At 69.3% G+C, this 21,689-nt stretch carries 23 protein-coding genes and 2 riboswitches; of the genes, 8 read left to right on the top strand and 15 right to left on the bottom strand.

The window, feature by feature from the left end; all coding sequences use genetic code 11:
- Positions 1 to 72: 72 nt before the first annotated feature.
- The 9 genes from ACX80H_RS07585 to ACX80H_RS07545 form a co-directional block, all read right to left on the bottom strand.
- The gene (locus tag ACX80H_RS07585) at positions 73 to 843 is read right to left on the bottom strand and encodes an SDR family NAD(P)-dependent oxidoreductase (RefSeq protein WP_459312237.1); all 771 of its coding nucleotides are present in this window, start codon (positions 841 to 843) and stop codon (positions 73 to 75) included.
- An 18-nt stretch (positions 844 to 861) separates the two neighbouring features.
- On the bottom strand, positions 862 to 1,815 hold the full coding sequence (locus ACX80H_RS07580) for a 3-hydroxyacyl-CoA dehydrogenase family protein (RefSeq protein ID WP_459312235.1): 954 nt from the start codon (positions 1,813 to 1,815) through the stop codon (positions 862 to 864).
- Positions 1,812 to 2,756 carry a sugar phosphate isomerase/epimerase family protein gene (locus ACX80H_RS07575; RefSeq protein ID WP_459312233.1) on the bottom strand — a complete coding sequence of 315 codons (945 nt, stop codon included), beginning with the start codon at positions 2,754 to 2,756 and terminating at the stop codon, positions 1,812 to 1,814. The genes ACX80H_RS07580 and ACX80H_RS07575 overlap by 4 nt, the downstream gene beginning before the upstream one ends.
- A gap of 110 nt (positions 2,757 to 2,866) precedes the next feature.
- Positions 2,867 to 3,583, bottom strand: a complete 717-nt coding sequence (locus ACX80H_RS07570) for a GntR family transcriptional regulator (protein WP_459313385.1) — start codon at positions 3,581 to 3,583, stop codon at positions 2,867 to 2,869.
- Positions 3,564 to 4,352: a triose-phosphate isomerase family protein gene (locus tag ACX80H_RS07565; protein ID WP_459312232.1), complete on the bottom strand. Its 789-nt coding sequence runs from the start codon at positions 4,350 to 4,352 to the stop codon at positions 3,564 to 3,566. Before ACX80H_RS07565 ends, ACX80H_RS07570 begins: the two co-directional genes overlap by 20 nt.
- A gap of 6 nt (positions 4,353 to 4,358) precedes the next feature.
- Entirely contained in the window at positions 4,359 to 4,814 is a 456-nt protein-coding gene (locus ACX80H_RS07560; RefSeq protein ID WP_459312231.1) for a ribose-5-phosphate isomerase, read from the bottom strand.
- An 8-nt stretch (positions 4,815 to 4,822) separates the two neighbouring features.
- Positions 4,823 to 6,565 carry a dihydroxyacetone kinase family protein gene (locus tag ACX80H_RS07555; protein WP_459312230.1) on the bottom strand — a complete coding sequence of 581 codons (1,743 nt, stop codon included), beginning with the start codon at positions 6,563 to 6,565 and terminating at the stop codon, positions 4,823 to 4,825.
- A gap of 84 nt (positions 6,566 to 6,649) precedes the next feature.
- Complete coding sequence (locus tag ACX80H_RS07550) at positions 6,650 to 8,236, bottom strand: FAD-dependent monooxygenase (RefSeq protein WP_459312229.1); 1,587 nt, start codon at positions 8,234 to 8,236, stop codon at positions 6,650 to 6,652.
- 26 nt (positions 8,237 to 8,262) lie between these two features.
- Complete coding sequence (locus ACX80H_RS07545) at positions 8,263 to 8,910, bottom strand: 4a-hydroxytetrahydrobiopterin dehydratase (RefSeq protein WP_459312227.1); 648 nt, start codon at positions 8,908 to 8,910, stop codon at positions 8,263 to 8,265.
- 190 nt (positions 8,911 to 9,100) lie between these two features.
- Between ACX80H_RS07545 and cycA the strand changes: the two genes are divergently transcribed.
- Both cycA and ACX80H_RS07535 read left to right on the top strand, forming a co-directional pair.
- The gene (gene cycA / locus ACX80H_RS07540) at positions 9,101 to 10,579 is read left to right on the top strand and encodes a D-serine/D-alanine/glycine transporter (RefSeq protein ID WP_459312225.1); all 1,479 of its coding nucleotides are present in this window, start codon (positions 9,101 to 9,103) and stop codon (positions 10,577 to 10,579) included.
- Between the two features lie 215 nt (positions 10,580 to 10,794).
- Positions 10,795 to 11,919 (top strand): FUSC family protein, encoded by a 1,125-nt coding sequence (locus tag ACX80H_RS07535; RefSeq protein ID WP_459312223.1) that lies wholly within the window; start codon positions 10,795 to 10,797, stop codon positions 11,917 to 11,919.
- A gap of 80 nt (positions 11,920 to 11,999) precedes the next feature.
- Here ACX80H_RS07535 and ACX80H_RS07530 read toward each other — a convergent pair whose 3' ends face one another.
- Entirely contained in the window at positions 12,000 to 12,260 is a 261-nt protein-coding gene (locus ACX80H_RS07530) for a DUF4235 domain-containing protein (RefSeq protein WP_087074208.1), read from the bottom strand.
- A 153-nt stretch (positions 12,261 to 12,413) separates the two neighbouring features.
- Positions 12,414 to 12,538: riboswitch (TPP riboswitch) on the top strand.
- Positions 12,539 to 12,598: 60 nt separating this feature from the next.
- On the opposite strand from ACX80H_RS07530, the gene ACX80H_RS07525 reads away from it, so the two are divergent.
- From ACX80H_RS07525 to ACX80H_RS07515, 3 genes are read left to right on the top strand one after another with little or no spacing between them, the layout of a single operon-like run.
- Positions 12,599 to 13,207 carry an ECF transporter S component gene (locus ACX80H_RS07525; RefSeq protein WP_459312221.1) on the top strand — a complete coding sequence of 203 codons (609 nt, stop codon included), beginning with the start codon at positions 12,599 to 12,601 and terminating at the stop codon, positions 13,205 to 13,207.
- A complete protein-coding gene (locus tag ACX80H_RS07520; protein ID WP_459312219.1) occupies positions 13,204 to 14,691 on the top strand; it encodes an ABC transporter ATP-binding protein in 1,488 nt (495 codons plus the stop codon). Before ACX80H_RS07525 ends, ACX80H_RS07520 begins: the two co-directional genes overlap by 4 nt.
- Entirely contained in the window at positions 14,688 to 15,485 is a 798-nt protein-coding gene (locus ACX80H_RS07515; protein WP_459312217.1) for an energy-coupling factor transporter transmembrane component T family protein, read from the top strand. The genes ACX80H_RS07520 and ACX80H_RS07515 overlap by 4 nt, the downstream gene beginning before the upstream one ends.
- A 130-nt stretch (positions 15,486 to 15,615) precedes the next feature.
- Here ACX80H_RS07515 and ACX80H_RS07510 read toward each other — a convergent pair whose 3' ends face one another.
- The 4 genes from ACX80H_RS07510 to ACX80H_RS07495 form a co-directional block, all read right to left on the bottom strand.
- Positions 15,616 to 16,353, bottom strand: a complete 738-nt coding sequence (locus ACX80H_RS07510) for an amino acid ABC transporter ATP-binding protein (RefSeq protein WP_459312216.1) — start codon at positions 16,351 to 16,353, stop codon at positions 15,616 to 15,618.
- Positions 16,350 to 17,114: an amino acid ABC transporter permease gene (locus ACX80H_RS07505; RefSeq protein ID WP_459312215.1), complete on the bottom strand. Its 765-nt coding sequence runs from the start codon at positions 17,112 to 17,114 to the stop codon at positions 16,350 to 16,352. The genes ACX80H_RS07510 and ACX80H_RS07505 overlap by 4 nt, the downstream gene beginning before the upstream one ends.
- A 10-nt stretch (positions 17,115 to 17,124) precedes the next feature.
- Positions 17,125 to 18,045: an ABC transporter substrate-binding protein gene (locus ACX80H_RS07500; protein ID WP_459312214.1), complete on the bottom strand. Its 921-nt coding sequence runs from the start codon at positions 18,043 to 18,045 to the stop codon at positions 17,125 to 17,127.
- Between the two features lie 170 nt (positions 18,046 to 18,215).
- Positions 18,216 to 18,333, bottom strand: a riboswitch (SAM riboswitch).
- 107 nt (positions 18,334 to 18,440) lie between these two features.
- Complete coding sequence (locus ACX80H_RS07495) at positions 18,441 to 19,319, bottom strand: aminodeoxychorismate lyase (protein WP_459312213.1); 879 nt, start codon at positions 19,317 to 19,319, stop codon at positions 18,441 to 18,443.
- Between the two features lie 95 nt (positions 19,320 to 19,414).
- Between ACX80H_RS07495 and ACX80H_RS07490 the strand changes: the two genes are divergently transcribed.
- Together ACX80H_RS07490 and ACX80H_RS07485 are read left to right on the top strand one after the other, a co-directional pair.
- On the top strand, positions 19,415 to 19,798 hold the full coding sequence (locus tag ACX80H_RS07490; RefSeq protein WP_459312212.1) for a DUF7793 family protein: 384 nt from the start codon (positions 19,415 to 19,417) through the stop codon (positions 19,796 to 19,798).
- Between the two features lie 165 nt (positions 19,799 to 19,963).
- Positions 19,964 to 20,770 carry a GAF domain-containing protein gene (locus tag ACX80H_RS07485; protein WP_459312211.1) on the top strand — a complete coding sequence of 269 codons (807 nt, stop codon included), beginning with the start codon at positions 19,964 to 19,966 and terminating at the stop codon, positions 20,768 to 20,770.
- Positions 20,771 to 20,833: 63 nt separating this feature from the next.
- Here ACX80H_RS07485 and ACX80H_RS07480 read toward each other — a convergent pair whose 3' ends face one another.
- Entirely contained in the window at positions 20,834 to 21,091 is a 258-nt protein-coding gene (locus ACX80H_RS07480; protein ID WP_459312210.1) for a hypothetical protein, read from the bottom strand.
- Positions 21,092 to 21,406: 315 nt separating this feature from the next.
- On the opposite strand from ACX80H_RS07480, the gene ACX80H_RS07475 reads away from it, so the two are divergent.
- Complete coding sequence (locus ACX80H_RS07475; RefSeq protein WP_459312208.1) at positions 21,407 to 21,688, top strand: hypothetical protein; 282 nt, start codon at positions 21,407 to 21,409, stop codon at positions 21,686 to 21,688.
- The last annotated feature ends 1 nt before the right edge of the window (position 21,689 follow it).

Below are 21,689 nucleotides of genomic sequence, written 5' to 3'. Positions count from 1 at the left end.
CAGGCCCCGATGACGACGAGGATGACCCCGACGGCGAGGAACAGGATGCGGGACTTCGACCAGTCGCCCATGTCAGTGCATGTAGAGGCCGCCGTCGACGTTCAGGGTCTGGCCCGTCACGAATCCGGAGTCCTCGCTGATGAGGTAGGCGATGGCGGCTGCGATGTCACGGGGGGTGCCGATCCGCGGGAGGACACCGTCGGCCGCCATGGCGGCCTTGCGCTCCTCGGTGAGCGTCCCGCCCATGATGTCCGTGTCGATGGGACCGGGGGAGATGGCGTTGACGGTGATGCCCGCCCCGCCCAGTTCACGCGCCACGGAGCGGGTGAACCCGATGACCCCGGCCTTCGCTGCGGAGTAGACGGTCTTGGAGAACGTCCCTCCGCCGCGCTGCGCGGAGACCGAGGACAGGTTGACGACCCGCCCGACCCCGTTCTCGACCATGGACTCGACGGCCCGACGGGTGGCGTAGTGGACGCCGTTCATGTTGATGCTCATGACGCGGTCCCACTCCTCGGCGGTGACCTCGAGGTAGGGCACGGGACTGGAGACACCGGCGAGGTTCACCAGTGCGACGATCTGCGGGAGCTCGGCCTCCAGGGTGTCGAAGGCCGCCCGTACCTCGGATTCTTTGGCCACGTTCGCTCCGGCTCCGGCTGCCGTGACGCCGTGCTCCTCCGCGATCTCGCGGGCGACGGCCTTCGCCGCGGCGTCATCGAGGTCGATGATGCCGATGTTCCAGCCGAGTCCTGCCAGGTAGTGCGCGGACGCGCGGCCGATGCCGCGCGGCGAGGCCGCCCCGGTCAGGACGACCGACCGGGAGTCGGGGAATGCTGGTGCCACGATAGGGCCTCCTTGCGATCAGTGGATGGGTGCAGGACCGAGTTCGTCCATGAGTTTCTTGATGGCCACGTAGGCCTTGTTGCGGTAGGCGATCAGTTCGGCGGTGCGTTCCGCGGGGACGTCGAGATAGCCGGATCCAGTCTTGGTCCCGAAGTGTCCGGCGTCCACGAGGTGCTTCAGCGAATCGGGGGTTGCGAAACGCTCCGGCCAGCGGGTCTGCAGGGATGCGTAGCAGAACGCGTAGACGTCCAGTCCGGCCATGTCCGCGATGGCGAACGGGCCGAAGACGGGGAGCCGGAAGCCGAAGGTCGTGCGGACAATCGTGTCGACGTCGTCCGCAGTCGCGATGCCCTCCTCCACGATCTGGGTCGCCTCGTGGAACAGGGCGTACTGGAGCCGGTTCAGCACGAAGCCGGTGGCGTCCTTCACGCGCGCCGTCTCCTTGCCCGTGGAGGCGACGATCTCCTCGACTACGGGGATGATGCCGTCCTCGGTCCCCGGGTGCGGGATGAGCTCGACGCCGGGGATGAAGGGGGCGGGATTCGAGAAGTGGACGCCGAGGAACCGCTCCGGATGCTCCACAGCCTCCGCGAGGCTGGCGATCAGGATGGTGGAGGTGTTCGAGCCGATGATGGCGTCCGGACGGGCGGCTGCCGAGATCCGCCGCAGTGTCTCGTGCTTGATCTCGATCCGTTCGGGCACCGCCTCCTCGATGAACTCCGCGTCGGACACGGCGTCCTCGATGGAGTCGGCGGCGGAGACATTCGCCTCGATGCGCCGGCGCGCATCCGCGGGGAACAGGCCGTCGGCGGCGAACTGGTCCGCCTCGGTCAGCAGCCGCGCGAGGTTCGACGACGCTATCTCGGCGCTCACGTCCGCGATCCGGACGGTGTGGCCGGCCAGGGCGAGGACCTGGGCGATGCCGCCGCCCATGTAGCCCGATCCGACGACTGCGATTCTCTTCGGTGTCATGCGTCCTTCTTCCCAGGCAGGAGTGAGCGGATATAGGTCTGGTTGGTGCCGCAGTTCCCGAGGCTGTCCCCGCCGTAGTGCTCGCACAGGAAGATGCCGTCGAAGCCGAGCTCGATGGCGTCGCGGATCACCTGGCGGTAGTTGATCAGCCCGGCCTCCATCGAGCTGGGAACGCTCGTCGCCCACGAGCCGTCGGCGGCCTCGTCGCGCGTGTAGTTCTTGACGTGCCAGTAGTTGGCGTAGGGGAGGAGCTTCGCGTGGAGTTCGCGCCAGTCCTCGACCGGGCGGTGCAGGCGGATGAGGTTGGCGACGTCGGGATTGATGCCGACGTTGTCGAGGCCGATCTCCTCCACGAGGCGGACGGCGCTGTCCGCGGTGCCGAGGTAGGTGTCCTCGTACAGTTCCAGCGACATCTTCAGCCCGACGTCGGCAGCATGCCGACCGAGTTCACGCAGGCGCGTGACCGCCGCCTGCCAGACCTCCGGATCGTCGGGGTCCTTCGGTCCCTCCGCCGTCCAGAACCAGAGGGCGCGGCGCTGTGCCTCGCTGAAGGGCTGGTGGAGCCCGGTGGAGAACACCTCCATGCCCCATTCGGCTGCAGCATCGATCGTGCGGTGTGCGTAGGCGAGGTTGCGTTCCTCGTGGCCCGGCATGATGACGCTCTGCCGCTGCAGGTGGACCGACGGGATCCGCACGCCGTGCGAGGCTGCGATGGACAGGAACTCGTCGCGCCGCGACGGTTCGAGGTCGGCCGGGCGGACGTGGCTGTCGGCCAGTTCGGCGAGCGAGAACCCGACCTGTTCCACCTGGCTGAACATGTCGTCCCACGCCTCGGGGGCGGCGTCGTGGAGGGCGACGCCCTCCTTGCTCACCGTGGGGATGCCGTGCAGGCACGTGGCGATCGGCCAGTCCTGGGCAGTGAACGCGGGCTGCGAAGGCATGTCGTTGCTCCATTGCAATCGGGATGAGGAGGAGAAAAAGATCCTATAGGAAATATAGACCGGCTGATCCGGCTCTGCAAGACCTCTCCGAGCGGTTTCGAGGTTGCTTCTCAGGCGCCGGGAGAATCGTCCAGGGAGCGGGCCCGCACGCCCTCGATGTGGGCCCGCAGGGCCGCGACGGGCGACGAAAGGTCTCCGCTGGCGAAAGCCTCCAGGATGGCGGCGTGCTCGGCGGCCGCCTCGGAGACGTCGCTCGTCCCCCGGATGACGGCCTGACGCATCCGGTGCGTCAGGGCCCCGAGGTTGGCGTACATGTCCTGTACGTAACGGTTGCGGGCGGCGTCGAGGATCACCAGGTGGAAGGCGTTGTCGGCGTCGAAGTAGTCGTGGATGGTACGGATGGGTACGTCGCCGCCCCGCATCGCCTCGGTGACCCGTTCACCCATTAGGTGATGGTGTTCGTGGGCCTGCTGCAGGGCGGGCAGGAAGGATGCCGCTCGGGGCGCCGCGAGCCGTGCCGCCTCGACCTCGAGCATGATACGGGCCTCGAACAGTTCGTCGAGCTGCTCGGCTCCGAGGGGAGGAGCGACGCGGTAGCCCTTGAGGGCCTCGCGGGTCACCAGGCCCGTGCGTTCGAGCTGGACCATGGCCTCGCGGATGGGTGTCGGGGAGACCTTCAGCTGCTTCGCCAGCGTGTCGATCGAGAGTCTCGCCCCCGGCTCCATCTCGCTCGAGAGGAGGATGTCGAGGATCCGGTCGTACACCCGGTCCCGCAGCCCGCGCCGGTCGATGTCCGGAACGGAACGGTCAGAAAGCCCTGCTGTCATCGCCAACCCCGATCCTCCACGCCTCGTCCAGAATGGCCCCGAACGCAGCCGGGTCGTGTGCGAAGCGGCCGAGGAACATGCCGTCGACATCCGGAGCGATGCGCGTCAGCAGGCCGGGGCCGGCACTCCCTCCGTAGATTACCCGTGAATGCTGCAGGAGCCCGTCCCCGGACAGGTGGGCGCGGAGCGCGCGGGTGACGGCCCGGATGTGGGCGTCGGGTGCGGGTTCCGGCTGCCCGATCGCCCAGACCGGCTCGTATGCCATGATGACCGTCCCGCGGGTCCCCTCGCGGCGGGCGACAGTGAGGCACGCCTCGAGCTGGTGCAGGCACGCCTCGACCGCAGCCGCATGCCCGCCCCGTTCCCCCTCGCCGATGCAGAGCACCGGCACCAGGCCATGGCGGAGGCTCGCCTGGACCTTCCGGGCGGCGGAGGAGTCCGTCTCGCCGAACATCGCCCTGCGCTCCGCGTGGCCGATCTCCACGAGCCCGACGCCCAGCTCGGCCAGCTCCGCCGCCGAGACCTCCCCGGTGAAGGCGCCGGCGTCCTCCCAGTGGACGTCCTGCGCTCCCACGAGCAGGCCCGCGGGAGCAGCCAGCTCCAGGACGGCGGGGATGGAGGGAAAGGTCGGGATGACGAAGGGCTCCACCACGCCGTCCCGCACCGCCGGATGGGCGGAGGCGATCTCCGCCACCCGGCGGGTCCAGTCGACCTGTCCCCGGTGGCCGAAATACATCTTGAGGCTGGAGCCGATGGTGAACCTCGGCATGGGTCGTTACACGCCCTCGTAGGCGAGGATGTCGTCCACCTTGGCCTTCGACGCGCTCGAGGTGTCGAAGGTGTAGGTCAGCCACTCCCGCACCAGCCGGCGGGCGAGTTCTATGCCGACGACACGCTGGCCCATGCAGAGCACCTGGCAGTCGTTGGACAGGACGGACCGCTCCACGGAGAAGGAGTCGTGGGCCGTGGCGGCACGGATACCCTGCACCTTGTTCGCGGCGATGGCGACGCCGATCCCGGTGCCGCAGATGAGCAGTGCCCGATCCGCCTCGCCCCTGGCGACCCGCTCGGCGGCCTCGATGGCGACCTTGGGGTAGGGCGTGTGGCCGTCCGGTCCCACGCCGACGTCGACCACCGACTCGACGAGGTCGTTCTGTTCGAGATCCTTCTTCAGGATCTCCTTGTACTGGTATCCCGCATCGTCGCAGCCGATGATGAGTCTGAGGGCCATGTTCTCTCCTAGTGATCCTGGGGGCTCGTGCCCGGTACGTTGCTGATGACGTCGGCGACGGTGGTGCAGATGAGTGCGAAGGACACTGCGCCGGGGTCGGGTGTGCCGACGGATTTTTCCCCATGGGCCCGCGCGCGCCCAAGGGTCGCCTTCATCGCTGCCGTGGCGTCCGCCGCGGTGGTGGCTGCGGACGCGGCTCCCGACCACGCCTCTGCGAGACCCTGCCCTTCGCCGATCCGCGCCGACAGTTCGCCGGAGAAGGGCACGATCGCGTCGATCATGGTCTTGTCGCCGACCTTCGCCTTGCCGAAGGCCATGACGGCGTCACTGGCGGCCGACACTCCTCGCGCGAGGTCCTCCGCGCCGGGCCGTGCCTCGTCGCCGATCACCGATCCGAGGGCCTTGAGGATGGTCGCCCAGATGGCGCCCGAGGTGCCGCCGGCACGGTCGCTCCATGCGTTGGCCGCGTGCCGCAGCGCTGTCTCGGCGCCGGCGCCCTGGCCGACGGCGGCGCGCGCCGCGTCCCGAGCGGCGTGGGCGCCGCGCTGCATGCCGATCCCGTGGTCGCCGTCGCCCGCCACCTGGTCCAGCCTGCCGAGTTCGTCGGCGTGCTCGTCCACGATGCGTGCGACGGCTTCGAGGGCCGTGGCGACGGTGGCGGCGCAGGCGCGGGATTCGGCGGATGAACTGCCGACCGTCTCCTCGGCGTCGTCCTTGACCTCCGCGTCGAAACGCTGCTGCTCGCCGACCTGTCCGCGGCGGAAGCCGGGGGTGTCGGCCGGCGCCGTCCAGAGGCGTTCGAGCTCGTCGTCGAGCCACAGCAGGGTGAGGGAGCAGCCTGCCATGTCGAAGCTGGTGCAGAGTTCACCGACCTCCGGGTCGACGATGCTGATGCCGCGCTCGCCGAGCAACTGGTGGACGGTGCGGTAGACGACGAAGAGTTCCTCGTACTTCACGCTGCCGAGGCCGTTCAGCAGGGGCACGACCCGCGCGCCCTCGAGGGCGACGCCGTCCGGGACCTCCTCGAGGAGGCGGCTGACGAACAGTTCGGCGAGGCCCGCCGCCGTGGGGATGTCCACCTCGTCGATGCCGGGCTCGCCGTGGATGCCCAGGCCCACGGCCATGCGGCCTTCGGGTACCTCGAAGAGGGGCGCGTCGGCGCCGGGAAGGGTGCAGCCGCCGAAGGCGACCCCGAGGGAGCGCGTCCGATCGTTCGCGCGGCGGGCGACGCGCTCGACCCCGTCGAGGTCGTAGCCCTCCTCGCAGGCTGCGCCGGCGACCTTGAACACCGTGAGGTCACCCGCGATGCCGCGCCGCTTGTGCTCCTCGCCCCTCGGGGCGCTGAAGATGTCGTCCGTCACGGTCACCGTGCGGACGTCCATTCCGGCCTCGCGCAGTTCGGCCTGCGCCTCGTCGAAGTGGAGGACGTCACCCGCGTAGTTCCCGTAACTCAGGAGGACCCCCCGGCCCTGGTCGGCCGTCCGGGCGACCGTGCGGACCTGGTGTGCCGACGGCGACGCGAAGAGGTTGCCCATCACGGCTCCGTGCGCCAGGCCTGGCCCCACCAGGCCGCCGAACGCCGGATAGTGTCCGCTGCCGCCCCCGATGACCAGGGAGACCGTCGGTGCTGCCGAGCGGCCGGCGCGGACGACTCCGCCCGGGATCTGCTGGACCCAGCGCGACGCCGCGGCCGCGAAACCGCCGATCATCTCCTCGACGAAGTCTCCGGGCTCGTTGAACAGTCGCGTCATTGCGATTCCTCCTGGTCGTTTTCCTACATTCTATAGGATCTGCACGATCAGGCAATGCCTCCGGAGCGCCGACCGCAGCGGCTTTCAGTCGGAGGGCCGCCGACCGGCCGGGCTCGGCGCGGGCTGGTACCCACCGGCGGCGTGCAGGGCCTGGGCGGCGTCCTCCGGCCGCGAGGCGGCCGCCACGAACCCGTCCGGCCGCACGAGGTACAGGATGCCCGGACGGAGGGGGGTCGATCCGGTGGTCGCGAAGCGGTGGAGGGGGAGCCCGAACTGCCGCGCCGCGGCTTCCGCGTCCCGGATCCCTGCCTCGTCCGCTGCATACAGGTGCAGCTGCCAGGTCGCAGAGCGCAGCACGTCGAAGTTCTCCCCGGTCCACTGCAGCCGCCTCCCCACGACGGCGTCCCGGCGTCGGCGCGCCGTGCTCCCGTCCATCCAGTAGTGGATGCGGATCTGGCCGAGGTAACCCGCGAGACGCCGGCCGATCGGCAGGCGGGGGAACAGGGCGACGGCGACGGGCAGGACGACCCGGGGCACGTGCCTGCGTACGAGCATCACAACCCTCGAGGAGGACGTCAGGCCGCGGAACACCAGATCCGTCGTCGTGAGCAGGCGCACCGCCACGGGCCGGCGTTCCGCCTCGTAACGGCCGAGGAGGGTCTCGGGTGCGCGCCCGGCGACGACGTCGGCGAGCTTGAACGCGAGGTTGTGGGCGTCCTGCAGCCCCGTGTTCATGCCCTGGGCGCCGACCGGGGAATGGACGTGGGCGGCATCCCCGGCGAGGAACACGGAGCCGGTGCGGAAATGCTCGGCGATCCGGTGGTGGATGCGATAGGTGGAGAACCAGCGATGGTCCTCGTAGGTCACGCCGAACGCCTCGGCCATCCGGCGCCGCGCGAAGTCCTCGGTGACGGACGGGGTGTCGTCGTCGCCGGCGGTGCCGATGAGCCGTTGGCCGTTCCTGCCCGCCTCGTCGGGCCGCATGGGGAAGGCGAGGAGGAACTCGGTCGCTTCCTGGCGGATGTTGACGGAGGCGGGAGGGAGCCCGCTCACTCCCACCGCATCGACCAGGTAGAAGGTCTGCCGGCTTGTGGTGCCCTGGAACGCGGTCCCGGACAGGGTGCGGACCAGCGACGACGCCCCGTCGCAGCCGACCGCGAACCGTGCGGACACGCGTGCGGCCCCCATGGGGCCCTCGACGACGGCTACGACGCCGCCGTCCACCTGGTCCAGGGACCGCAGGCGGTGCCCCCAGCGGACGGATCCGCCGAGGGCCTCCAGGTTGTCGACGAGGAGCCGCTCATTGGCGCTCTGCTCCAGCATGTGCATGCCGGGATAGGGGGAGAGCCCCTTGCCCAGCCCGCCCAGCGGGACCGGGGCGAAGGCCCTGCGCCCGAAACCCGGCCGCACGGACTCGGCGTGCACGGACTCGGCCAGCACCCGGTCCACGACGCCGAGCTGGTCGTAGATCTCCATGGACCGCGAGTGCACGCCCAGCGCGCGGGACTCCACCGTCGGGCCGTCCTTGCCGTCGATCAGCAGGACGCGCACGCCCAGTTTCACCAGCCAGTTCGCCAGCATCAGGCCGGTGGGGCCGGCTCCCACCACCAGGACGTCGACGTTCCCGGGGTCGTGCCGTTCGTCCTGCTCCTTCGCGTCCTGGTGCTCCATCGCGGGTCTCCTCGCCGGTGTGCCGGTCAGCGGTCCAGGGTCGTGCAGACGCAGGCCCGGTTGCCCTCGGCGTCGGCCAGCACGGTGAAGGACGGCGCCCGGGTGGCGTCGACCACGGTGCCTCCGGCGGCGACCGCCGCCGCGATGCGCGCGTCCGCCGCGTCGTGCGGCACCCAAAGGTCGAGGTGGAATCGCTGCCTCGGGGTGTCGTGCGCGTCGGTGTGCTGGAACCACAGGAGTGGAACGCGCCCGGAGGGGTCGACGACGTCGTCGCCGTCCACCGCGCCGGAGTCCCCGGTCAGCAGCGCAGCCCAGAACGGGCCGATCGCGGCCGGGTCGGCGGTGTCGAGGGCGAGCTCGACGACGGCGGGAGCCGCGGGGTCGGCGGCGATGCCACGCGCGGAGGCGAGCTCGCTGATCGCCCTGGCTAGCCGGACGTCGCGCTCCGTGATGCCGGACACATCATGGCTGAGCAGCTTCACGTCGACGCGCGGGTAGGTCAGGACGACGTCGGGGTGGTGGTCCATCTCCTCGGCGAGCTCGCCGATGGCCGCGACGAGGGCGAGGCCGCTGGCGAAGTCGCCGGTCAGGAAGCGGGCGTGGAGCGCCTGGGACAGCTTTCGCCAGTCGCCCAGGCCGGCGTCGAGGATCTGGCGGGTGCCGAGGATAGTCATGGGGCCAGTATGGCCCCGTCGAGGAGGCAGGAGAAGGTCTCCCGCCCGCGCGGTCGACGGGCCGGGCACGAGGCTGTGATTTGACTCTCTGTCCCCTACGGTTCAGGGTTTTATGTCTGTCATATCCGTCTTCACCCACGCAACCGTCGATGCCTTCCTGCCCCGCGGCTGCGGAAGGAACACCTCCTCCATGTCTGATCCCGTTCTCTCGGCGCCGGCCTCTACCCGTGCCGCCAGCCGTTCCAGCTCCTCGCCGCACCTGACCCGTGCGCTGAGCAATCGCCACATCCAACTGCTCGCCATCGGTGGCGCCATCGGCACCGGCCTCTTCATGGGCTCGGGCAAGACCATCTCGCTCGCCGGTCCCTCGGTGATCTTCGTCTACATGATCATCGGGTTCATGCTTTTCTTCGTCATGCGGGCCATGGGGGAGATCCTGCTGTCCAACCTCGAGTACAAGTCCTTCAGCGACTTCGCGGGTGACCTGCTCGGACCCTGGGCCGGGTTCTTCACCGGGTGGTCCTACTGGTTCTTCTGGGTCGTGACGGGCGTCGCCGACATCGTCGCCATCTCCGGCTACGTGGACATCCTCGCCCCCGGGACCCCGCTGTGGATCCCGGCGCTGGCCACCCCTGTGGTGCTCCTGCTCCTGAACCTGCCCACGGTGAAGGCCTTCGGCGAGGCCGAGTTCTGGTTCGCCATCATCAAGGTCGTGGCCATCCTGGCCCTGATCGCCATCGGCATCGTCATGATCGCCACGCACTTCACCTCTCCCGCAGGGCAGGTCGCGAACCTCGCCAACATCTGGAACGACGGCGGCATGTTCCCGCACGGGCTGTTCGGCTTCATCCTCGGCTTCCAGATCGCGATCTTCGCGTTCGCCGGCATCGAGCTGGTCGGTACCGCCGCCGCCGAGACGAAGGATCCCGAGAAGACGCTTCCCCGTGCCGTGAACTCCATCCCCATCCGTGTGCTGCTCTTCTACGTCGGAGCGCTGACGGTCATCATGGCGGTCAACCCCTGGCGGACCATCGATGCCGCGAACAGCCCCTTCATCGGCATGTTCACCCTTGCCGGCCTCGGTATCGCTGCCGTCGTCGTCAACCTGGTGGTGCTGACCTCGGCAGCCTCGAGCGCGAACTCCGGCATCTACTCCACGTCGCGCATGGTGTTCGGACTGGCGCAGGACGGTAACGCCCCGAAGTCCTTCGGCCGGCTCAGCCGCCGCCAGGTGCCGCAGAACGCGCTCCTGTTCTCCTGCATCTTCCTGCTCGCCGGTCTGATCCTGCTCTACTCGGGTGACTCCGTGATCGGTGCCTTCACGATTGTCACCTCGGTGGCCTCGGTCCTGACGATGTTCGTCTGGTCCATGATCCTCATCAGTTACCTGGCGTTCCGCCGCCGCCGCCCCGAGCTGCACGAGCAGTCCGCGTTCAAGATGCCCGGCTCCGCGTTCATGCCCTACGTGGTCCTGGCCTTCTTCGTGTTCATGCTCGTCGCCCTCGCGCAGGCCGAGGACACCCGGCTGGCGCTCGTCGTGACGCCGGTGTGGTTCGTCCTGCTCGGAGCGGCCTGGTACGCCAATCGGAAGACGCCGCTGCAGCAGGCCCGCATCGAGGAGCACAAGGCCACGGTGCTGGCCGAGCAGGCGGCCCGCGCGGGCCGCTAGGTCCCCGCACCACTGCTCCTAAACATCGCTCCGAAGAACACTGCTTCAAAACACTGCTCCGGAACACCGCTCAGGAACACCGCTCCGGAACACCGCTCCGGAACACCGCGCGGAAACTCGAAGGACCGTCCCCCGAGGGCGGTCCTTCGTCGTCCTCCCGCACTGCGAGGCGGGACGCCGACGGCGTGCTCAGGTACGGATGCCATACTGCGGGGATGGCCAAGAACAGGACTTCTCCCGGCCGCATCCTCGCCGCTCGCGTCGACGACGACCTGAAGGAGCGGCTGCGCGTCGCGGTGGTCCATCCCCACCTCCTCCTCGCGGGCAAGGCAGCCCTCGCGGCCGCGCTCGCCTGGACTCTCGCGCTCACCATCCCGGGGGAGGCCTCCCGGTATCCGTACTACGCTCCGCTGGGTGCCCTGCTCGCGCTGTATCCGACCGTCGCGGGAACGCTCAGGTCGGGGCTGCAGACGGTCGCCGGCCTCACGATCGGGATCATCCTGGCCCACATCGCCGTATTGGCGGGAGACCCGAACTGGCTGACGATCGCCTTCGTCGTCGGCGTGGGAGTGCTCCTCGGCGGCGCCCTGAAGAGGACCGCGGGCGGCGGCTCCGGGATCGCGTCCGCCGGGCTGTTCGTCCTGGTCATCGGCAACAACGACCTGGGGTACTCGCTGGGGTACTTCGTCCAGACCGTCGTGGGCGTGGGTGTGGGCCTGGCCGTCAGCGCGCTGATCCTGCCGCCGCTCAACCTGGACGACGCCGTGGGGCAGGTGAGCCGACTCCGCAGGACAGCTTCCCGTCAGCTCCAGGAGATGGGCGAGGCACTCGAGGAGGACTGGGCGGCGGATGATCCGCGCTGGCCCCAGCGGCGGGACGACCTCACCGCCTCGGCACGGAACGCCCGGGAGGCCCTGCAGTACGCGGACGAGAGCAGGAAGGGCAACGTCCGGCGGCGCTTCCATCCGCATGACGCGGACCGCGACCACCGGCACATCGAGGTCCTCGAAGCCGTCGCTGTCCATACGCTGAACATCACCAACATGCTGCAGGACGCGCTCCATGGAACGTCCCGCGAGCGTCCCCTGCCCGCCGCGGTCCGGCAGCCCCTGCAGCAGGCGTTCACCGCCGTCGGCGACGTCCTGGACCTGTGGACGGTGGAGGAGGACGACGCCGAGACGCTGCGGGTGGCCGAGCGGAGCCTGAAGGCCCTCGAGGTCGCGGCGTACGAGTCCTCGTCGAAGGACGTCCCTTTCGGTGCCGCGGCCGCGATCGGCATGAACCTGCACCGCATCCTGCAGGCCGTCCTGCAGGAGCAGGAGGCCGACCGGGCGGCCTAGCAGTACTGCCCGGGGACACGGCGAGGGGCACCCCGAAGAGTGCCCCTCGTTCCTGCGTGGAACGTCCTGCGTGAAATCTCTCAGGTGAGGTCGCGGGTCTTCGCGAAACGGTCGATCGCCTTCTGCGTGGAACGGTTGGTGAGCACCTGGATGGTGGTGCTCACGACACCCGAGACGATCGCGAACACCAGGGCGGATCGCAGGGTGTTCTCCAGCCCGTCCTTGCTCTTCGGTGGCGCTTCACCCGTGATCTTCTCCCACAGGAAGTCGACGAGCTTGGTCCCCACGAAGCCGGCGCCGACGCTCATGCCCGCGCCGAGCAGCTTGAACAGTACGTTCATGTCTCTCCTTCTGGTCCGGTAGTCCTCCGCCTAGCCTAGCCGCGGCGGGCGGCCCCCGGCACAGGAAGACGCACGCACGCACGGGGCCGGCCCTGCACGAGGCGCTCATCTGCCGGGGCTCCCCCTGCGGTGTAGGATCGGTAACGCTCAACCAACAAACGACAGGGGAGCGCCGATCCGCAGCATGCTGCGGGAACGGGCGCTGAGAGTGCGGACCGCCGCAGACCCTCGAACCTGATCCGGCTAGTACCGGCGAAGGGAGTCGAGTTCTCAGAGTGCGCGGCGACTGCTCCGGCAGCCCCGGCACTCTCCCCTCCTGTACCTCAGGAGGAAACACCATGGCATCATCAACCGCCCTCAAGGGCGCCTCTCCCCGCACCCGCCAGTGGCGCGTCGTCGACATCGTGGTGGCCTCGGTCATCGCGGTCGCCGTCGGCGTCCTGTTCTTCGCATGGTCCGCGGGGTACTCGGGCATCAGCCTGCTCACAGCGGGCTTCCCACCCCTGGCCGGGCTGTACTCCGGCGGCTGGCTCGTCGCGGGCGTCCTCGGCGGGCTCATCATCCGCAAGCCGGGAGCAGCACTCTACTGCGAGGTCCTCGCCGCCGCGGTCTCGGCCCTCATCGGAACGCAGTTCGGCCTGAGCGTGCTGCTCTCCGGAGCCATCCAGGGGCTGGGCGCCGAGCTCGTCTTCCTGCTCTTCCTGTACCGGAAGTGGAACCTGCCCGTGGCGCTGCTCGCCGGTCTCGGTGCCGGCCTCGCGCTCGCGATCAGCGAGAACATCCTCTACAACGCCCTGTGGACGTTCGAGTTCAAGCTCCTGTACACGGTGTTCGCATCCATCTCCGGCATCGTCATCGCCGGGCTGCTGTCCTGGCTCGCCATGCGGGGCCTCGCCAGGACGGGCGTGCTGTCCTCGTTCGCCGCGGGCCGCACGGCGGACGTGTGACACCAGCACAGTCCCCCTCCACGGGCGCCGTCCACGTTCGCGCCCGGGGATGGGGCTGGCGCCACGCCGGCCGGAAGTCCTTCGCCGCACGCCGGCTCGATCTCGACATCTCTCCGGGGGAGCGCGTCCTGCTCCTCGGGGCCTCCGGCGCGGGCAAGTCCACGGTGCTCTCCGGCCTGGCCGGGCTGCTCGGCACCGACGACGAGGGCGAGCAGGAGGGTGAGCTCCTGCTCGACGGCGCGCAGCCGGCCGGCGCCCGGGGACGAGCCGGGCTCGTCCTGCAGGACCCCGAGACGCAGGTGGTCCTCGCCCGTGTGGGTGACGAGGTGGCCTTCGGGGCCGAGAACCTGTCGGTGCCGCGCGAGGAGATCTGGCAGCGCGTGGGCCGGGCGCTCGACGACGTCGGCCTCGACCTCCCCCTCGACCACCCCACGACGGCGCTCTCCGGGGGCCAGAAGCAGCGGCTCGCGCTCGCATCCGTCCTCGCGATGGAACCCGGCCTGCTCCTGCTCGACGAGCCCACCGCGAACCTCGATCCCGACGGGGTCCTCGAGGTGCGCGACGCCGTCGTCCGCGTCCTCGAGCGCACCGGGGCCACGCTCGTCGTCGTCGAGCACCGCGTGGCGGTGTGGGCCGACGTCGTCGACCGCGTGGTCGTGCTCGACGCCGCTGGAGGGGTGCTGGCCGACGGGCCGCCGGCGAGCGTGCTCGCCGAGGGCCCGACCCGGGACCGGCTTGCCGCCGCAAGTGTCTGGGTCCCGGGGTGGCAGCCGGTCGTGGGTGGACCGCTCCCCGCCAGTGGTGGGGAGGCCCTGCTGACGGCCTCCGGACTGACCGTCGCCCGCACGAGGCGGGGACCGGCCGCCGTCGAGGACCTCGCCGTCGAGGTGCGCGCAGCCGGGGCGCTGAGCATCACCGGTCCGAACGGGGCCGGGAAGTCGACCGCAGCCCTGACGCTCGGCGCCCTGCTCCGCCCGCGCGCGGGACGGCTCGAGGCGTCGGCGGCCCTGGCCGGGACCGCAGGCGGCGACCCGTTCCGCTGGCGCTCGTCGGAACTGGTCCAACGCATCGGGACGGTCTTCCAGGAGCCCGAGCACCAGTTCCTCACCGGGACCGTCGCCGACGAACTGGAGTTCGGGCCGCGGCGGGTGAGCGGGGCCCAGGACATGCAGCGCACGGACGTCGCCGAGCGCCTCCGCCTCACCCACCTGCTGAAGGCCAATCCCTTCACGCTGTCCGGCGGGGAGAAGCGGCGCCTGTCCGTCGCGACCATGCTGGCGACCGCCCCGCGCATCCTGATCCTCGACGAGCCGACGTTCGGGCAGGACGCCGGGACGTGGGCCGAACTCGTCACCCTGCTGCGCGAACTGATCCACGAGGGCGTCTCCGTCCTCTCCGTCACGCACGATGCCGATTTCATCGCAGCACTGGGCGGCGCCACCCTGCACATCTCCGGCGGAGCGGGACGGCTGGTGACCCGGTGAGCACCGACTACCTGACCCCGGTGCTGACCGGGAAGACGCTGCTGCGCGCCAATCCCGTGTCCAAGCTGTTCGCCGCCACCGTCGTCACGCTCGCGCTGATGGCGAGCATCGACTGGGTGAGCGCCGCGGTGGTCCTCGCCTGCGAACTCGCGCTGATGCCCCTCCTGGGTATCAGCGCGGTGGGACTGGCGCGGCGGACCTGGCCGCTGCTGATCGCTGCGGCGATCGGCGCCTACGGAACCGCCCTGCTGGCCGAGAAGACGGGGCGCGTGCTGCTCGACGTCGGGCCGTTCCTGTTCACCGAGGGGTCGGTTGCGGCCGGCACTGCCGTCGGGTTGAGGGGCCTGGCGCTCGCACTCCCGGGCATCTTCCTCCTGCTCACCACGGATCCCACGGACCTCGCCGACGCACTCGCCCAGAGGCTGCGCCTGCCGCACCGGTTCGTCCTGGGGGCACTGGCGTCGCTGCGCCTGGTCGGCCTGCTCATGGAGGAGTGGGAGACCCTCGGGCTGGCTCGCCACGCACGGGGCATCGGCCCGGACGGCTCGATCGTCGCGCGGACCCGCAACCTGCTGGGGCAGTCCTTCGGGCTGATCGTGCAGGCCATCCGGCGGGCCACCCGGCTGGCCGCGGCGATGGAGGCCCGCGGCTTCGGCGGAGGCACACGCACGTGGGCACGCGAGAGCACCCTGGCGCCGCTCGACGCCGCTGTCGCCGTCGTCGGCCTCCTGATCGCCGGAGGTGCGGTGACGGCGGCCGTCCTGGCCGGGACCTGGAACTTCATCCTGTCCTGACCGGGACGACCGCCGTCACGGCAGGACACTGCGCCCCGCAGCGCCGCCTCCGAGTGGAAGGCGCGGGAAACGCCACAGGGGCCCCGCGTGTGCGGAACCCCTGTGGTGAGCGGACGATGCGGCAGGACCGCTACAGCACGTCCGAGAGGAACGACTTCAGGCGCGGCGTCTGCGGGTTGTCGAAGACCGCGGCCGGCGGGCCGGACTCGACGACGACGCCGCCGTCCATGAACGTCACGGTGTCCGAGACGTTGCGCGAGAAGCCCATCTCGTGGGTGACGACGACCATGGTCATGCCCGCCGTGGCGAGGTCCGCCATGAGGGCGAGGACGCCCTTCACGAGCTCCGGGTCCAGTGCGGAGGTGGCCTCGTCGAAGAACATCACCTCGGGGTCCATGGCGAGCGCCCGGGCGATCGCCACCCGCTGCTGCTGTCCGCCGGAGAGGGTCCCGGGCCGCACGTCGGCCTTGTGCTTGAGGCCCACCAGGTCCAGCTGCGCGAGGGCCTTCTGCCGGGCCTCGTCAGCGGACATCTTCCGGAGCTTGCGCAGCGCGAGGGAGACGTTGTCCACCACGGTCTTGTGCGGGAAGAGGTTGAACTGCTGGAACACCATGCCGATGCGGCGGCGCAGCTCGTCCGGGTTGTCCTTCAGGACGGACCGGCCGTCGAGCAGGATGTCGCCCTTGTCCGGTTCGATCAGGCGGTTCAGCACGCGCAGGAGCGTGGACTTGCCGGACCCGGAGGGGCCGATGACCGACGCCGTCGTGCCCCGCTCCACATGCAGGTCGATGCCGCGCAGTACATGGTTGGAGCCGAAGGAGAGGTGGAGGTCCCTGCCGGTCAGGGTGCCCGATTCGAGAGTCTTCATGCCTTCGCTCCTTCGCCGATCTTCGCGGCCAGTTCGTCGGGCTCGGGCTTCTCCCGCTTGCCGACCCGCAGCCGGTTGTCGATGTAGTTGACCAGGTGGGTCAGCGGGATCGTGAGGCACAGGTACAGGGCGGCGGAGGCGATGAGCGGCGAGAGGTTGCCCGTGTTGCTGGCCGCATCGTTGCCGATCCGGAACAGTTCACGCTCGCTGGTCAGCAGCCCGAGGAAGTAGATCAGCGAGGATTCCTTGATCAGTGCGATGAACTGGTTCACCAGGGCGGGCAGCACACGCCGCACGCCCTGGGGAACCACCACGAGCTGCATGGAGGAGCGGTAGCTGAAACCCAGCGCGCGCGAGGCCTCCAGCTGTCCCTTCTCCACACTCTGGATTCCGGAGCGGAAGATCTCGCCGATGTAGGCCGCCGCCATGAGCGACAGCGCGAGGATGCCCATGGGGAACGGGCTCGTGCTGCCGGTGGCCTCCCGGTAGATCGGGCTGAGGCCGATGCCGATGAGCAGGATGATCACCACGGCGGGCACGCCACGGAAGATGTCCGTATAGATGCGCGCCACCCAGCGGAGCAACCGGTTCCGGGAGATCCCCATGATCGCGAGGACCATGCCGAGGACCGTCCCGATGATGCCGGACGCGATCGCGAGGATCAGGGTGTTCCGCAGTCCGACCGCGAGGAGTTCCGGCAGGACGGCGGCCATCGCCTCCCAGTCGAAGAAGGTCTGCGAGAGCTGTTCAAGGGCGTTCATGCAGGGACCGCTACTTTACTTCCACGGCTTTGCTGCCGGGCTTCCAGTCGGAGGGCATCTCGCGGTCCGGGTACCACTCCTTGGTGAGCTCGGTCCACGTGCCGTCCTCGATCACGGCGTCGAGCCCGGAGTTGAGCGCGTCGATCAGGGGCTGGTTCTCGCTGTTCACGGCGTAGGCCGTGAAGTTCTCGGTGTTGATGATGGTCTCCGCGATGGTGGTGTCATCGCCTTCCTTCACCTGGCCGGTGGCCTGCTGGGACGGGGCGACCCACGCGTCCACCTGGCCGTTCTTCACGTTCGCGTAGACCGTGTTGTAGTCCGCGAAGCGCACGGGCTCGAGACCCAGGGTGTTGGTCACGTAGTCGTCCTGGACGGTGCCCTGCACCACGCCGATGCGGGTGCTCTCGGACAGCGAGTCGAAGCCCGTGACCGTGGAGCCGTTCTTGGTGACGACGGCCATGTAGCCGAAGTCGTAGCCGTTGGTGAAGCCGACGTTCTCCCGGCGGGCCTCCGTGGTGGAGATCGAGGAGGATCCGACGTCGAACTGCTTGTTCTGGACCTGCGCGAGGAGGGCCGAGAAGTCGGTGGACGCGAATTCGACCTCGAGGCCGAGCTTGTCGCCGATGGCGCGCAGCAGTTCGTTGTCGTAGCCGGTGAAGACGCCGTTCTCGATGAAGATGTTCGGCGGCGCGTCCGAGAGGGTGCCGACGCGCAGCGTCCCCTCCGTGATGAGGCCGAGCTTGGAGGTGTCGATCTCGTCGACCGGCGTGGTGTCGTCGGTCGTGTACTGGTCGAGTGACTGCTGGTCGCTGCCGGCGAGGGCATCGGTGGTCGCGGTCGGCTCGCTGCTGCTGCTGTTGCTGCCGCAGGAGACGGTCAGCGCGAGGAGCGGTACGGCGAGTGCCGCGAGGACTGTACGGGAGATGCTCATGGGGTCCTTCTTCGATGCTGGCCCGGGGTACGGGCCGATTGGATGAGGTGGATCGCGGGGAGGAACGGATGGCTGCCGGGGAGGCTGCTGGCTGCTGGTGACACGCTCGCTGTTCTGGCCGTGAGCGTTGTGGCGGCTGCTGTCCCGGTTACCTCGGGATGATCCGCACGACGCCGTACTTGCCAACCGGGGGACTGGTCCCGGCGGCCGAATCTTCACCTGGAGCACCCCACTACGGGAGAGGGTTGCTGTCCAGCCGGCCAGGGCCGAGGGCTGGAGCTCTTGATTTCAAGAAAACGCTATGGCAGCACGAAGTGCCCGGTCAAAACGAAACTGCGCGGAAATCAGCGTTTGACGCGGTAAACGGCCTGTAGGGCAGGCTTTTGTGGCGAAAATTACACGAAGCGGTCCACGAGGTCGGTCAGCTCGGCCGTGAGGGCGGCCGAGGACCGGAGGGCCTTGCCGTCGAGCGAGAGCACGGGTGCGAGGAGCCGGATGCTCGAGATCAGCCACACCGCGTCGGCGTCGAGGAGGTGATGCGGCTCCAGCGGGCCGTAGCCGAGTTCCCACCCCTGCTCCTTCGCCGCCGTGAACAGGGCGCTCTGGGACGTGCCTGCGAGGATGCCGCTCTCGAGCTGCGGTGTCAGGAGTGTCTTCCGTCCGTCGCGGTCGTAGGCCAGCAGCACGGTCGAGGTGGGGCCCTCCAGGACCTTGCCGTCGGAGGACGTGAAGATGACGTCGTCGGCCCCGTGTGCCTTCGCGTAGCGGATGGCCGCCATGTTGACGGCGTAGGAGAGGGTCTTGGCGCCCATCAGCAGCCAGGGCGCGCGCTGCGCCACGGTGCTGTCGTACCCGCGGTCGAGGAACAGGACCCGGAGTCCCGTCCTGCGCTGCTCGAGCGTCGACGCCGGCACGGGCGCGACCTGGACCCACGCCGTGGCGCGGCCGGCGCCTTCGACCCCGCGCGTGGCGATGAGCTTCACGACGGCGTCACGGCGATCCGGCTCCGCTGCTGCGAACTCCCGCAGGCCGGTGCGGATGGCCCGGCTCCACGCATCGCCGTCGGGGACGGTGAGGTCCAGGGCCGCGGCCGACGACGCGAGCCTCGCCAGGTGCGCCTGCTCCTTGCGGGGAGACCCGTCGACGGCCAGGAGCGATTCGAAGATCCCGTCGCCGCGGGTGGCGCCCAGGTCCGTGGCAAGAAGCTGGGGCTGGGAGGCATCGACGACCCTGCCGTCGTCGTGGGCCGGGTCGAGGAACACGAGAACAGTCATGGCCCCCAGCGTATCCGCTCGCGCTCGACCACCCCTGTCTGTAGTGTGCGAGGGGATGCCCGGCACTCGGGTACCACCACAGGGGGTTGGGGAGCATGGTGGAAGAACGGGGTGCAGCCCCGGAAGTCTTCGTAGCCGAGCTGCGCACCGAGGTCCTGTGGGTCCAGTGGCGGCGCAACGTGAGCGTCAGCGACAGTGACGCCGCGGCGCTGATCGAGAGATCCAACGTCCTGTGCCGGGAGGTCTGCCCGCCCATGCTGGTGGAGCTCAACGGCATGGTGTCGCTCACGCGGAGCGCTCTTCACGGCTTCGCCACTGCGCTGAACATCGCAGCCATGGCCATCGTCGGCCCGAGCGCGGTCGACAGGACACTGGCGGACTTCTTCGCCCGGGTGCACAACCCGCCGTACCCCACGCGCTACTTCGAGTGCCCGGCCGAGGCGCTGGCCTGGCTCACCGGGCATCCGTACGGCCCCTGACGACGATCGCGTCAGGGGCTGACGGGAGTCCCCGACGGGTCCGCGGTAAACCATTTCCCGATACGGGAGTACGGTAATGGAAAGCCTGCTGATGAATCGCGGGACAGGGACGCACAACAGGCGTCGCGGCGTCGTACTTGCGACGGCCGGCGAGAAGGACTGGGAATGAATCGGCGGGCACACGTGCAACGGATCAGGGAGGCGCTGTCCAGCACGGGCCTGGGCTTCGAGGACGTGTGGCTCCGCTACTACTCGCTGGGCGGGCTCCTCTCCCAGTTCGAGATCGAAGCATACGTGGGAGGCGTGCTGGAACTGCCCGTCGAGGAGTGCGACATGCTGGCCGACGCGATGAACGAACTCCTGGCCGAGGTCACGGGGGACGGGGGTTTCCGGGTTCCACGGTGCTCCGAACACCGGCTGGACGCAGCACAGGAATCCCCGAAGGATTCCCGCCGGGCACTCGGCCTCGCCGGAGCCTTCCTGTTCACCGACGAGGAGCAGGAGATCGAGCGGCTCGACGCGGTGTCGCGCACCGGACTGCTCGATACGGGGCAGGAGGAGCGCTTCGACAGGATCACGAGGGAAGCCAAGGAGTACTTCCAGTGCAGTTCGGTGATCATCGCGCTGATCGACGACCACCGCCAGTTCCTCAAATCCGTTCTCGGTCCGATCCAGCAGAACATGCCGAGGGAGATCTCCTTCTGCAATGCCACCATCCGGAACGCAGGTGCACTGATCGTGCGGAACGCGCTCGAGGACGATCGTTTCCGGCACAACCCGCTCGTTCTCGGGGAGCCGTACATCCGCTTCTATGCCGGCTACCCGCTGCGCGGGCCGGGCGGGTGGACGGTCGGCACCCTCTGCGTGATCGACCAGGAACCACGGGACTACTCCCACCGCGACGGCAGGAAGCTGCGCGCACTGGCGCGTGCAGTGGAGGACGAAATCAACGGCCCCCGCAGCCTTCCCTGAGATCCTCCGGGCCGGGGCGCACGCGCGGCGATCGACATGCCGGCGGAGGGGGCTGGAGCCGGGCTAGAGCTGGGCGGCGGCGTCGGTCGCAGCGGCCGAGGTGCCGGGAGCGGGACGGGCGGCGTCCGCCTCGTCGCGTCGGTCCAGTTCCTCGATGAGCTCCTCGCTGCGTTGACCCGTCTCGGGGTCGAGTTCGCCGTCGTGCACGTACTCATGCGCCATCTCGCGCTGGATCTTGCTGTTGAGCGACTCCACTTCGGACATCGCCAACGGGGTCAGGTCTTCGGGGAAGGGGTCGGAGGGCGTGAGCCGGGAGTTCATAGCACCTGTCTTCAGGAACGAGCACGGTCGATACCCGGCTCTCTTCTGAACCGTCACCGGCAGCGCCGGCTGGTTCTGATCCTACTGACCCGGCGCCCGCCACGGCCAGCACGGCCCGGGGAAGGGTTCGGCGCGTCGGGCGGTTCTCCGGAGAGGTGCTGCGTCGATAACGAAGCGGGATGGTGCTGGTGTTGTTCCGAGGGACAGGCACAATGGAGGTACAACTGGACGCCGCCGGCGACGACAGGGCCCTCCGGCCCCGTTTCGTGGCTTTCCCTGTGTTCAACACCAGAAGAGAGAAGGGCTGGGCGCATCATGTCAGCAGAGGATCGCCGTCGGCTTGCCGTCGCAGCAGCGGACAAGGAAGTCGCGGCATTCGAGTTGGACCATGCCGAACTGAACCTCAAGGAAGCCATCGTGGTCGCGCTCGAGCACGGCGAGGACCCGGAGGTCATCGCGGAGGTCGTGGACCTGGAGCCGGAGGAAGTCCTCGAGCTGAAGGAATCCGTCGACCAGCCGCCCTTGCCCAGCCTGGAGGACCTCATCCCGGCGGCCCCTGACACTACCCAGCCGGGAAGTGTCCCCGACGCGAGCTAGC

This window comes from Arthrobacter pasteuri (assembly GCF_054510955.1).
Note: the sequence above shows the minus strand (reverse complement) of the source record. Positions and strands in the feature narration are given on the sequence as shown.

Excerpts from the sequence above, each read along its gene's own strand:
- ACX80H_RS07580 (WP_459312235.1), bottom strand. The coding sequence starts at position 1,815 with ATGACACCGAAGAGAATCGCAGTCGTCGGATCGGGCTACATGGGCGGC.
- ACX80H_RS07575 (WP_459312233.1), bottom strand. The coding sequence starts at position 2,756 with ATGCCTTCGCAGCCCGCGTTCACTGCCCAGGACTGGCCGATCGCCACG.
- ACX80H_RS07570 (WP_459313385.1), bottom strand. The coding sequence starts at position 3,583 with ATGACAGCAGGGCTTTCTGACCGTTCCGTTCCGGACATCGACCGGCGC.
- ACX80H_RS07565 (WP_459312232.1), bottom strand. The coding sequence starts at position 4,352 with ATGCCGAGGTTCACCATCGGCTCCAGCCTCAAGATGTATTTCGGCCAC.
- ACX80H_RS07560 (WP_459312231.1), bottom strand. The coding sequence starts at position 4,814 with ATGGCCCTCAGACTCATCATCGGCTGCGACGATGCGGGATACCAGTAC.
- ACX80H_RS07555 (WP_459312230.1), bottom strand. The coding sequence starts at position 6,565 with ATGACGCGACTGTTCAACGAGCCCGGAGACTTCGTCGAGGAGATGATC.
- ACX80H_RS07550 (WP_459312229.1), bottom strand. The coding sequence starts at position 8,236 with ATGGAGCACCAGGACGCGAAGGAGCAGGACGAACGGCACGACCCCGGG.
- ACX80H_RS07545 (WP_459312227.1), bottom strand. The coding sequence starts at position 8,910 with ATGACTATCCTCGGCACCCGCCAGATCCTCGACGCCGGCCTGGGCGAC.
- cycA (WP_459312225.1), top strand. The coding sequence starts at position 9,101 with ATGTCTGATCCCGTTCTCTCGGCGCCGGCCTCTACCCGTGCCGCCAGC.
- ACX80H_RS07535 (WP_459312223.1), top strand. The coding sequence starts at position 10,795 with ATGGCCAAGAACAGGACTTCTCCCGGCCGCATCCTCGCCGCTCGCGTC.
- ACX80H_RS07530 (WP_087074208.1), bottom strand. The coding sequence starts at position 12,260 with ATGAACGTACTGTTCAAGCTGCTCGGCGCGGGCATGAGCGTCGGCGCC.
- ACX80H_RS07525 (WP_459312221.1), top strand. The coding sequence starts at position 12,599 with ATGGCATCATCAACCGCCCTCAAGGGCGCCTCTCCCCGCACCCGCCAG.
- ACX80H_RS07510 (WP_459312216.1), bottom strand. The coding sequence starts at position 16,353 with ATGAAGACTCTCGAATCGGGCACCCTGACCGGCAGGGACCTCCACCTC.
- ACX80H_RS07505 (WP_459312215.1), bottom strand. The coding sequence starts at position 17,114 with ATGAACGCCCTTGAACAGCTCTCGCAGACCTTCTTCGACTGGGAGGCG.
- ACX80H_RS07500 (WP_459312214.1), bottom strand. The coding sequence starts at position 18,045 with ATGAGCATCTCCCGTACAGTCCTCGCGGCACTCGCCGTACCGCTCCTC.
- ACX80H_RS07495 (WP_459312213.1), bottom strand. The coding sequence starts at position 19,319 with ATGACTGTTCTCGTGTTCCTCGACCCGGCCCACGACGACGGCAGGGTC.
- ACX80H_RS07490 (WP_459312212.1), top strand. The coding sequence starts at position 19,415 with ATGGTGGAAGAACGGGGTGCAGCCCCGGAAGTCTTCGTAGCCGAGCTG.
- ACX80H_RS07485 (WP_459312211.1), top strand. The coding sequence starts at position 19,964 with ATGAATCGGCGGGCACACGTGCAACGGATCAGGGAGGCGCTGTCCAGC.
- ACX80H_RS07480 (WP_459312210.1), bottom strand. The coding sequence starts at position 21,091 with ATGAACTCCCGGCTCACGCCCTCCGACCCCTTCCCCGAAGACCTGACC.
- ACX80H_RS07475 (WP_459312208.1), top strand. The coding sequence starts at position 21,407 with ATGTCAGCAGAGGATCGCCGTCGGCTTGCCGTCGCAGCAGCGGACAAG.